This is a genomic window from Chryseobacterium sp. BGARF1 (assembly GCF_001677955.1).
In the GTDB taxonomy this organism is placed as follows: domain Bacteria; phylum Bacteroidota; class Bacteroidia; order Flavobacteriales; family Weeksellaceae; genus Chryseobacterium.
This window is the reverse complement of record NZ_LELA01000126.1, coordinates 1-11,737: the sequence shown is the minus strand read 5'-3', so window position 1 is coordinate 11,737 and position 11,737 is coordinate 1. Positions and strand designations below refer to the sequence as shown.

Here is an 11,737-nt window from a genome sequence, read left to right as displayed (position 1 = left end):
TTAAAAAATGATTTGCAAATAAAGAAAAAAGCTTTAAATTTGCATCACCAAAATAAAACAGACCCATGGTGTAACGGTAGCACTCTGGTTTTTGGTACCATCAGTTGGGGTTCGAATCCCTGTGGGTCTACATTTTAGTAATAGCAGTCTTCTGATTTTCAGAAGACTGTTTTTTTATGGATTGTTTGGTAAATTTTAGTGATCCGTAATGGATTAGTATCAAAAGTTGGGGACTAAGCAAAAAGTTTTGATAATCTGAATAGAAAAAAAGATTTATCTCGTACGCCTCTGAGCTGTAATCTGAAGTTTTTGATCCATCTGAACCTCTTAAAAACTAGCCCAGATCGCAACGGCATCCTTTTTTGTGGAAGGGAATAGGAGTGGGACAAAAAAGATAGAGTGGAGAGCTGGAAAAAGCTCCTAAAAACTTGCTTTTACCTGCATACTGCCAATATGTATGGTTCTTTCACCGGAGTTTCTTCCTTCGTAATTTAAGTTTAACTGTAGGAATGAATTGATAGCTTGCTGAATAAATACACTCCAAACCTGATTTTTTCCGGGCTTTAAACCATCAAGCATTTGGTTTCCTACGATACTGAAACTATTTCCTGTAAAGTCGTTGTTGATGAATGAGAAGTTTCCTCTGATCGAAGTTTTCTTGCGTTCCCACTGAATGGTTCCGGTGATATCAAAGGCTTTCAATAGTTCTTCACCATCTTTTCTCTGTTTTTCTCTGTAAGCAGATGAAAACTCAGCCTGAATAGCGTCTGTGAATTTATAGGTTGCTTTTGGTTTGGTCTCAAAATTATTCAATCTGTAATCTCTTGTTGCAAAGAGCTGCGATGAGTTTTTTAAATCATGAACGGAGTTTTCCCAATCGATTCTGAATTCTTTATTAAACCAATATCCGACATTCACAAAATGGGAAGTCTGGTTTCTTTCCTCGTTACTGAAATTGGCATTGAGGAGGTTGTCGTTTTGTATAAAACGGTAATTTCCGTTCCATCCAGATTTTTCGGTAGGGTTAAACTGCATCGACATCAAAATGTTCTGATTTTTTAGGATCTGATTTTCACCTTTTTCAAAAGGGTTTATAACCAAAACTTTATCTTTTTTGTAGAATGAATTCTGAGAATTTAATGAAATATTAAAATTCCAACGTTTTAAAAATTTATTTTCCGAACTGAATACGACGGATGGGTTGACGAATAAAGATAACTGCAACTTATTTTTATTGGATGGAATATATCGTACCGAATTGGTGTAAATTCTTATGTATTGCGCCAAATCTGAATATTCTGCAATCTCAAATTCGTCGAGCTGTTGCACGCCATCACCGTTATAATCGGTCCACTTATAAACTCCTTGCCCGTCTGTAACTTTGATGTATTGAAACTCTCTTTGTGCTTCCTGTCCGTTTCCTAATTCGTAAAATGCCTGAAGACGCATTCCGTTTTTGAATAATTGCTGGTTATACAAAATGTTACCCACCACAAAATCCTTATTCTGATCTACATCTACAATGTTATCTTTATAAAAGAATTTTCTATAGTGTAGTAAAGCGTTTAAGGTTGTTTTTTCAGTTTTAATAATTTGGCTTTCTGCCATGAATCCTAAGATCCTGTTGGTATTTTGGAGGCTGTTGTCACGTACCGAGTCATTTTCTCTCATGTACATTTTGGCTAAAAGTTTCGTTCTTGTACTGTCTCCGATTTTTTTCTGTACGAAAAGTTCTCTCCAGCTAAAACTTGTGACATCCATCAATTGAGTGTCGTTGTATTTCTTTTCGTTGTGCTCCATGCTTCCACCAACTGCCCAGCTTCCTTTTTTACCGGTGAACTCAGTTCCTGCTCCTCCACGGATGAATTTCGTGTCTTGTAAGGTCGCATTGGTATTAAGGTAAGATAAATTACCTTTTGTATTGAATTTTCCTCTAATCCAGCCGAAATCCAGGTCGTTTTTGGTTCCTTTATAAGAATCTTGCTCGTCGAGATAATTGATTCTGTAGTTTAAAGTTGATTTATTATTCCATTTGTTAAGAAAGCTGAAAATAAAACGGTTTTGTGTTAATCCGTTAAATTCTTTTGCCAAGTTGAAGTCACGTGAAAATTCTACATCATTAATACGGTCTAAAATATGGAACTGCTTATCGATGTACTGATATTCAAAGCTTGGTGTACCTTTCCAGCTGTTTTTGGTGAATGTTTTGTTTCCAAAAATTCTTGCTGCATATCCTAAATTCTGATCAGAATCTTTTGAGGAAAACAAGTTGATATCATAATTACTCAACGAGATGTCAGCACCGATTTTACCATCTTTTAGCAAATATTCAGAGTTTAAAGTGTAAACCTGAGCTTTCTGTGGAGAAGGAAGTTTTCTTACCGCACGATAATCTCCTAAGTTAGGGCCAACATATTCGAAAACCCTTCCGTTATTGGTGGTTTGTGTTAATTTGTAATCTCCCAAATTGGCTCCGAAATAAGTGAACGAAACCTGATATAACGTTTGGGTAACATCGGTTGAAAACTGATAATAATTTCCGTTAGGATTCTGAACGAGACTGTAAAGGATTTTATTAACATCGTATTCTGCAACGACACCAGAAGGTGCGTACATTAAATTGGTGTCGTTTCCGGCATCTGCTAAGATTTGCTCGTCTTCTTTCGATAAATTTAAAGCTAATGGAGCATTTTTATTATCATTCTCCATGAACCAGTTAAGTCCTACTTTTAATTTTTCTCTCTGATGCTCAACTTTTCCGGTGAATAAATATCTGGAATAATTCCTGTTGGCATAATTAAAAGAAATGGTAATGAAATTCTGCTGGAAGATTGGTCTGAAACTGGTAAAAGTAACTTCCCCTGTATTATAATTAATGATATAATCTTGGTTTTCCCCACGCTTCATTAAAATACCATCAATGAAAACCTGCTCGGATCCTGAAATTAGGGTAATGAATTGTTCGCCATTTTTCCCTGTTAAACGGTAAGGTCCCTGGTTTCCTTCAATTCCCTGAAAACGAATTCTGTGAAACTCACTTCGTGCCACACCTGCTGAAACATCAACAAATGTTTTATTATCGGTTCCAAACTGTGTCTGAAACTGAAGACCCATACTTCTACGCTGGTATTTTGCGAAATAATTTTTAGAATCTACTAGATCTAAATGCCCGGCTCTAAGAATAGACTTATCCTTAATATTAAGCTGCATATAAATTTTGTCGAATTCTTCTAAGGTCTGCGTATATCCATCTGCCTGGATCGGTAAATTGTGGTCGGAGATACTTGCTAAAACCGTAACGTCTTTTGAAAGTCTTCCGGAGATCTGAAGGTCCATCGAGCTTTGTACCGATTGTCCCTGATTGTTACCGAAAGTAATCCCTCGAATAATGGAACCTTTAGAATTTAGTTCTCCTAAAAATCTTTTGGAATCATTTTTTGCGAGTACGGCTTCGTCTACAATAATTCTGTTGCTGGTTTTCACAAAATCCATGGTGTCTTTTGCGAAAATATCCTGCCCGAATTTAAAAGCGAGAATGCTGTCTTTTTTTTTAGCTAAAATACTGTCATTTTTAGAAGAGATAGAATCTTTGGGGATATTAGGATTTTTCCATGAAAAAATTTGAGCGTTATTCAGCGATAAGCCCATGAAAAAAAGTACGAATATCAGAATAGAATTCCGCAAGTCTTCTAAAAATAAGTGGTAAAAATAACTAAAAAATATGAACAGTTTTCTTTTTAGCATTATTAACAGTAAATTAACCTTAATATTGTCTCAAATAGAAAAATTGCCGTAATTTTGCCATGTAAATTATTAATAATATAAAAAATTAAGTTATGAAAAAGTTTTATTCTTTATTGAGCATCTGTATCTTTACAGTATCAATGTTAGCGCAAACGACACTTACAGAGTGGGCTCCTGACTCTACAAACAATCCCGGTGGACAGTATAATTTTGGACCTAGTCCATTTACAGCAACTTCTTCAAATGCCAATTTAACAATTGGAGGATTGTCAAGAGGAGTTGGCTTTGTAGTGCCTTCAACAGGAAATGCAGCTGGTGCTGCTGCTGCTTGGGGAGGAACAGATCTTACAAGTGCTGATGTAGCTAGTGCAATTGCAGCAGATGATTTTGCTACTTTCACTGTAACAGCTAACGCAGGTTATCAAGTATCTTTTTCTGGTATAGACTCTTACAATGTGAGAAGATCAAATACTGGTGCAACTAGTGGGCAGTGGCAATATCAAGTGGGATCTGGAACTTTCACAAACATAGGGTCAGTAATTACTTGGGGTACAGGTACAAGTAATGCTGGAAATGAACAACCAGCAATCGATCTAAGTGGTATTTCTCAATTACAGAATGTGGCTGCAGGAACTACTGTTACTTTCAGAATCGTAGCATTTGGAGCAAGTGGTAGTGGGGGAACATTCTATCTTACAAATGGTCATGCAAACGCAACAAGCAAAACATTAACAGTGAAAGGATCTGTTCAAACTTCGACTTTAGCTGTTGCAGACTTCAAAAAAATAACTCCAAACTTCGTAAAAAATACTTTGGTGAAAAACGACGAAATCATTTTCGGTTCTGATGTGAAAGATATTAAAGTATATACTTTGTCAGGAGCTATCGTTAAAACTGGTGATGTGAAAAACGGATCTACTTTAAATGTTGCTGAATTGGCTAAAGGAAACTATATCATAACAGGTATCGTAAACAATCAGCCAGTTTCTCAGAAAATTTTGAAAGACTAATCTTTAGTTAAGATATAAATAGAGAACAGCTGCAGAAAAGTAGCTGTTTTTTTTGGTGATGATTTAAATTAAAATCAAGCAGTAACTCTTTTTTTATTCACTTTTAGGTTGAGTATTGTTAATAATCATTTAATTGTACTTTTTAAATTTTTCGTAATTATAGCCTTAATTTTGTGGTGTAAATTATTAATTAACTAAAAAATAAAATAAAAAGTTATGAAAAAGATTTATTCTATTGTTGTTGGAATGTTATTTACCGCGACAATACATGCACAGGGAACTGAAAATTTTGATACCAGAACTGCTACCGCGGGAAATGGCTACACAACTTCAAATTTTAATGGTGCAGATGGTACAACCTGGGATCTTAGCGATGGGCGTATCATTGAGACTAATACTAATAATCTTACAATCTCCGGAACAACCACTCTTATCAGAGATGGTGCAGGAGGACAAAATGTTACTTTTTCAAATGGTGTGGGAACTTTAAGTTTCCAATATAAAAAAGCTTTTACAGGAGGAACTACCAGAACAGTTCAGCTTTATGTGAACGGAACAATGGTGAATGAAACTGCTGGTTTCGGAACAGGTAACGGTGGACAGGATACAGTATATAATTACTCTTATGCCATCAACTCAACTGCGGCAGTTACAGTAAGAGTTGCCGCTACAGGTGCACAGGTATCTGTTGATAATTTTGCATGGACAGCAGGCGGACTTTCAGTTGCAGATTTCAAAAAAGTTAATCCAAACTTTATCAAAAACACTTTAGTTAAAAACGACGAAATTACTTTCGGAGCAGATGCTAAAGATGTAAAAGTATATACATTAACAGGACAGTTGGTAAAAACTGCTTCTGTAAAAGCTAACGGAACTTTAAATATTGCTGAATTAGCTGAAGGGAACTATATCGTTACAGGAACTGTAAACAACCAGGCTGTTTCTCAGAAAATTTTGAAGAACTAATTGGATTTTAAATAATCACATAAATAATATAAACCGCTTCTTTGAGGCGGTTTTTTGTATTTTAAACTTTTTTTCTTTGAATTAATTTTAAAACATGTGGTATATGGTTGTGAATATGGTATTAATTTTGTATAAATTATTACCAATCAACCAAAATTTCACATTATGAAAAAAGTATTTACTTTTATCGGACTCGTTTCGATAGCAGCATTCTCTAATGCCCAGATTGTAATAAATGAAGTCTATACCGGTGGCGGACTTCTTGGAGCTGCCATCACCAATGACTTTATAGAACTGAAAAATATAGGTTCTTCTACAGCTTCCCTTAATGGTGCAACTATTCAATATGCATCTTCTTCAGGAACTTTTACTCAGTACTACACATTACCCAGCATCACTTTAAATCCCGGACAAACTTACTTAATTCAGCAAGGTTCTGATGGATTAGGAGGATTGATTAATTTACTCAATCCCAATCTTATCGTAACAGTTCTTTTGAATTTGGACGGTTCACCAAGTGTTGGGGTCGGTGTTGGTCTTGCGCTTACTTCGGGGAAAGTTGCTTTGGCAAGTAATGCTACACCTGTTACTGGGCCGACTGCTGCAAATGTTTTAGATTTCGTAGGATATGGTTCGGCCAATCAATTTGAAGGAACGGGAGCGGCTCCATCGCCAACTATTTTAAATTCAATTAGCAGAACTAGTGGAGATACCAATAACAACAGCGTAGATTTTACCATAAGTTTACCTACGCCACAGGCAACATCCGGAACTTTAGCGGTCAATGATTTAACTGATCTTTCTAAAAAAGGATTTATTAAAAACTCATTGGTTAAAAATGATGAGATTATATTTGCTGCAGAGGTGAAAGATATTAAGGTCTACACATTATCTGGTCAGTTGGTAAAATCAGCTTCTGTAAAAAATGGTGTTTCTTTAAATGTTGCAGAATTACAAAAAGGAAATTACATCGTAACAGGATTGGTAGATAATCAACCAGTTTCTCAGAAGATATTAAAGGATTAGATTTTCAAATAAAATTTATTGTAAAGAGTTGTCATCAGACAGCTCTTTTTTATTTTAATACCAACCTCTTCTTGCGGCATTAATAATCGTGCTAAGATTTAAAATCAAAGTATATCGTATTCTTTTTCCGTAATCTTTAAAGCCAGGTTCAAAGCCTAAAGACGACTGTACGGGAAGATAAATTTCAAGAAAATCTGGGATCAAACGAACTTTCACACCGCTGTCCCAAATAAACTGAGTTGGATTATTTTTGTTTTTATATAAACCTGCATCTGCATAGATGTGGAAAATTTTCCAGACGCTGGAATCTACATTAAAAGAAGTGATCCATTGATTAACGGTCCCCGGAAGAAAAGATTTAAATCCTCCATCCGCTAAAATAAACTGCTGCGATAAAATTCCGCTCGATGCACTTTGTCCTAAAAGATTGTATGAAAAAGAATAATCTGAAACTCTTGAAATTCCGTAATTAAAGGTGTTGTTTCTTGTTTCGTTTCTTACAAAATATCCTGCAAAAAGTCTTAAGCTAAGCTTTTGTTTTGGTGCAAATTCCCATCTGTAAAAACCTTCTGCTGTAATTTTGTTGTAATCTTCCATTCCCTGAGTGCTCAGGCTGAAGCTTTTCTCGTGAATCATCTGGTTGTCGGTGTAACCATAACCAACCGTCCAAAGATTATACTTGTCGTAATCACGATTGGCAATCATTCTTGCGCTCAGATCGCGTTCAAAATAAGTATAAGAAATTCCTAAACCACGGCTTACCGTACTTCTCGGATTTTTTCTGAAGCTAATATTCGAGTAGAGTGAGCTTTTCTGATAGGCTAGATCATAATCATAATGAAAATACGATCCTGAAACTCCAAAAGATAATCTCTGAATCACACTTTCAGCAGGCAAAAAAGAGTAGGAAACTGCGCCGGAACCTGTCATTTTACCCGTTCCTGTACTGAATGATGGTGTTAATGAATACAAAAATTTCTGATCAAAAAGTGATTGGTTTTTAAAGTTAAGACCAATTAGAAATTTGTCATAAGTATTGGTAAAACGTATTCTCGGGTTTAGATAAATTTCATTAAACTCAGGATTTGGGATATCTTTAATGAGTTTAAATTTAATTTTTTTTGCATTCGAAAATATTCCTTTTGTATAAAGGAAATTATCTCTGTAATTGGCTTCCGGAAATATGTAATCGTTATTTAAAGTGATTTTATAAATATCTTCCGAAGGAAGATTGATGGTTTTCAATCTTTCGTTTTCTTCAGTTTCAATCCAATACGAAGTTCTGTCGCCGCTTTTAGTTTGGGTTTCCAACTTTACAGGAATGGCTTCATCTGTGTTTTTTATAATCTTAATGTTGAGAGAATCGTTATTTACTCTGAAATTTTTAAGCTTAAAATTAACTCTGTTTTTTTGTTTTAAAAATCCTTTTAAATAAGACGTTGAAGATTCTTCTTTGGCTAGTTGGTCGAGAAAATCTTCAGGATAAACCTGTTTGTCTGTATTTTCGGCAATATAATTTTTCAGTAGAAGATTAAATTTTTCTTCACCCATTTTATTGGCAGAATAACTGAAAAGACTTCCTGTTTCAAAGCTGCTGATTGCCATATCATTGAAATTACTCAAAACAGCAAAAGGTTCATCGATTTTTTGGTCGAGATTTTGAGACATGATGTATTGATAAGCCAAACCATATCGATCCAGTAATTTCACCCTTGAAGCATGAAATAATTTCAAAGGTTTAACTCCTAAAATGCTATTTTCAGGAAGGTTTCCAAGAAGTTTTGCTTCTCCGTAGAATTTTTTTAGATACTGAATTTCGAGATATGATTTTAAACCGTTTTTAAACCAGTGATTTTCCTGCTTGTCGGTAATGATACTTTCGTCAAGAATTTTTTTTGAGATAATTCCGAAATAATCTAAATCGGTATTTTCGGCATCCGAAAACAATTTAAACCTGAATTTCCAAAATTTAATATCGTTATTCCCGAAAAAGTCTTCTTTTGCCCTGAATTTTTCTGAAATAAAAAGCTGGCTCGGGATAGATCCAATTTTGTTTTTAATAAATTTCAACTGCAAAGGAAGGTAAAACTCCAAATTCTGAATTTCCTGTTTGCTGATATTGTATCCAAATTTTATTTCAGTTTTAATATCTTCTGTATCGATCTTTATTGTCGGAAAATTGTTTTTTGAAATAATAAATTCAGGATCTGAATCTAAATATCCTTTAAATAAGTTAGGCTGGATCTGCTGAAGATTACTTTGAATAAAAGATTGTGAAGGCGTGTTAAAATCAACTGACCAATAGGTGTTGAAGTTGACAGATTCTTCAATGTCGTGATAGTTTCTTTTAGAAATATTATCAGCATCAAAATGATCAGGAACAATAAAGAAATATTTTAACGCAATGTCTTGTTCAGATGTTCCGTAACCTGTAAATTTTTTATCTGGAAGCTGCATTTTGTACTGCAGTTGCAATTTTACACTTTTTCCGGGTTCTAAATTTTCATTTAAACTAAGAAAGATATTCTCATCAGAAATAGTTGTAACTGAAATAGATTGATTTTCTGAATTTTTTATTTGTAGTTCTAAAACTTTCCCCAGCTCTTCTTGTTTTGCAAAGTGAAGGCTGTTATTTCGGTCTTCCAGTTTTCTGTAAACTAGAGAAGTTCCTCTTTTGTTATAAGCAGAAACCCAGTTGAGAAGTTTGATATTGTTCAGCGACTTATCTGAATGGTTATGATATACAATTTCCTGATTAACTTCAAGGGTTTTTCTGTCTTGTGATAATTTTGCATGAATGGAAATGCTATCTTTTTGTGCAGAAACCTGTACAACTCCCCAAATCAAAAAAAGACTGATGCTAAACTTTTTCAATATCTTGATAAAGCATCAAATATAGCTTATTTTAGATGTAATCTTTATGATTTTTAGTTAAGATTTATTAAAATAAGTAAATATTTTAAGAGACTGTTTAAATTATATTGATATTATTTTTAATGCTATTTTGAGATAGAGTTTTCATGTAATGCTTGAAACTCTGCAGGCTAAAAACTTGTTTAAATTTTTTTATTTAACCACAAAAGAGGAAAAAGATGTAGATATTTCTATTTAAAGTTAATGAGTATAAAGAAAAAAGCACACAAAAACTTTTAAAAATCTTTGATTTTTATTCTTTTGAGAACTTTTATTATCTAATAATAGCTTTATAATTGTCTTTTGTTTCTTTTGTGGATAAATTTCAAATAAGTTTAAACAGACTTTAAATAAAAAATAAAAAGTGAAAAATGCACTTAAAAGTAATTAAAAAGAAAAAAGATAAAGTTGTGAACCAAAATGAATATTTCGATAAGACTTAAAATTTTCTTTAAGGAGTTTATAAAATAAAAATTGCTCCCAAATTCATGAGAGCAATTAATGATTGACGGATTATTTTTTTTATAATGAAGCTGTATAAGCTTTCCAACCTTCGTTTTTGTAATCTAAAGCAGCCTGTTCAGGGTTTTCAGATTTGTAAATACCTCTTCCTACAATAATGAAATCGGTGTGAAGGGTTTTGAAAACATGTTCCGGAGTGTTGTATTGTTGACCTTTTCCGTCACCTGAATCTGCTAAATTAACTCCCGGAGTGAATAGTAAAATCTCTTCAGGAAGCGCATTTTGAGAAACACCACCAATGACGTTAGGATGAGATAAAGCTACTTTTAAAGCTTCTTCTCTGTAGCTATTTGTGGTTAAAGTTCCTTTTGAAGACATTCCGATAATCGCCACAACGCCTACGTTTTTGAAGCAGTCTAAAGACTCGAAACCTCCAATTACCTGAGAGGTTACAAAATCTGCCCAGTCTGTAATTTTGAAAACTCCGCTTGTAAACTGTAGTTCCTGAGTGTTTCCAATATCTGCAAATTTTCTGTCTTCCATCAACAAGAAATTATGCTTTGCAGCCAACTCTTTCAGAGGAACAATCGTATTTTGATAATCGAAATCTGAAATAATATCGATATGTGTTTTTAAAGCAATAACGTGTGGACCTACTTTTTCAGCCAATTCTAATAACTCCTGAGTCGTCTTTACATCAGCTGATGCAATAAGGTTTGATTCTTTTGCTAAAGCCGTTTCTAATAATTTTTTTGAAACAGAATGTTGTGCATTTTCCAGTTTTCCCTGATAAGAAAGTCTTTTCTTTTCTTCAAACTGAATGTGATTTCCTTTTAAAAAGTCTTGAATTCTTTTTACTTCTTCATCGCTTAATTCACCTTCTTCCTGTAAAATAGTACAAACTTCAGAGATGTTAAACAATGTGTGAACTTTATATCCTTTGCTTTCTAAAAGCTGTTTTCCACCTTGTTCTCTGTCTAAAACAACAACAATATCGGCAACTTTAAGGTCTTCCTGCTCAACTTCAGCAATGGTTTCTATTAAAGATTTCCCAGAAGTAATTACATCTTCTACCAAAAGACAGTTTTGCCCTTTCTGGTAAATTCCTTCAATTAATTTTTTAGTACCGTAGCTTTTTGCTTCTTTTCTTTTTATAATTAATGGGATGTAGCTTTCCAAAGACATCGCTGTTGCCATTGGAAGTGCAGCATAAGGAACTCCGCAAATCAAATCAAAATTATCCAACGGAAGCATTTCCAATAAATAATTAGCTAGGTTTTTTAAAATTTTAGGGTCTGATGCTAAGGGTCTTAAGTCTACATAAAACGGACTTTCAATCCCGCTTTTTAATGTAAATCTTCCAAATTTGATGATGCCCAGTTTGTAACATTCCAAAAAGAATTCTTTCTTACTTTCCATTAATTTTTTATTAGATTATGCAAATTTAAGGATTTGATGTTAAAGTTAATTATCAATCGCAAATTTTGCTTCGCAAGTGACAGATTAAACTTTGAAAAATTTAAATTTATAATATGTATATCCGTAATCATCCATAATTTCGTATATTTGTTTGTTATATAATAAGTTAGATGGATATATTTAGTTTTACGGCTGAT

The 11,737-nt window shown here is 33.8% G+C and carries 6 protein-coding genes and 1 tRNA gene; 4 read left to right on the top strand and 3 right to left on the bottom strand.

The features are described from left to right. Window positions 1–59 precede the first annotated feature (59 nt). Window positions 60–130: transfer RNA gene (locus AB671_RS19950), tRNA-Gln, on the top strand. A 290-nt stretch (window positions 131–420) separates the two neighbouring features. Here the strand turns inward: AB671_RS19950 and AB671_RS19945 are convergent. Next, a complete protein-coding gene (locus tag AB671_RS19945) occupies window positions 421–3,648 on the bottom strand; it encodes a hypothetical protein (protein WP_066681746.1) in 3,228 nt (1,075 codons plus the stop codon). 188 nt (window positions 3,649–3,836) lie between these two features. On the opposite strand from AB671_RS19945, the gene AB671_RS19940 reads away from it, so the two are divergent. The 3 genes from AB671_RS19940 (at window position 3,837) to AB671_RS19930 (ending at window position 6,746) form a co-directional block, all read left to right on the top strand. After that, window positions 3,837–4,754 (top strand): T9SS type A sorting domain-containing protein, encoded by a 918-nt coding sequence (locus AB671_RS19940; protein ID WP_066681748.1) that lies wholly within the window; start codon window positions 3,837–3,839, stop codon window positions 4,752–4,754. A 216-nt stretch (window positions 4,755–4,970) separates the two neighbouring features. Next, on the top strand, window positions 4,971–5,720 hold the full coding sequence (locus AB671_RS19935) for a T9SS type A sorting domain-containing protein (protein ID WP_066681751.1): 750 nt from the start codon (window positions 4,971–4,973) through the stop codon (window positions 5,718–5,720). A gap of 165 nt (window positions 5,721–5,885) precedes the next feature. Next, window positions 5,886–6,746 carry a lamin tail domain-containing protein gene (locus tag AB671_RS19930; RefSeq protein WP_066681760.1) on the top strand — a complete coding sequence of 287 codons (861 nt, stop codon included), beginning with the start codon at window positions 5,886–5,888 and terminating at the stop codon, window positions 6,744–6,746. 54 nt (window positions 6,747–6,800) lie between these two features. On the opposite strand, the gene AB671_RS19925 is transcribed toward AB671_RS19930, so the two are convergent. Both AB671_RS19925 and pyrF read right to left on the bottom strand, forming a co-directional pair. After that, the gene (locus AB671_RS19925; protein WP_228391009.1) at window positions 6,801–9,620 is read right to left on the bottom strand and encodes an aminopeptidase; all 2,820 of its coding nucleotides are present in this window, start codon (window positions 9,618–9,620) and stop codon (window positions 6,801–6,803) included. A 561-nt stretch (window positions 9,621–10,181) separates the two neighbouring features. Then, window positions 10,182–11,540, bottom strand: coding sequence for an orotidine-5'-phosphate decarboxylase (gene pyrF, locus AB671_RS19920; RefSeq protein ID WP_066681764.1), 1,359 nt, complete (start codon window positions 11,538–11,540; stop codon window positions 10,182–10,184). Window positions 11,541–11,737 lie beyond the last annotated feature (197 nt).

Coding starts and splice junctions, on each gene's coding strand:
- AB671_RS19945 (WP_066681746.1), bottom strand. CDS start 3,648: ATGGGCTTATCGCTGAATAACGCTCAAATTTTTTCATGGAAAAATCCT.
- AB671_RS19940 (WP_066681748.1), top strand. CDS start 3,837: ATGAAAAAGTTTTATTCTTTATTGAGCATCTGTATCTTTACAGTATCA.
- AB671_RS19935 (WP_066681751.1), top strand. CDS start 4,971: ATGAAAAAGATTTATTCTATTGTTGTTGGAATGTTATTTACCGCGACA.
- AB671_RS19930 (WP_066681760.1), top strand. CDS start 5,886: ATGAAAAAAGTATTTACTTTTATCGGACTCGTTTCGATAGCAGCATTC.
- pyrF (WP_066681764.1), bottom strand. CDS start 11,540: ATGGAAAGTAAGAAAGAATTCTTTTTGGAATGTTACAAACTGGGCATC.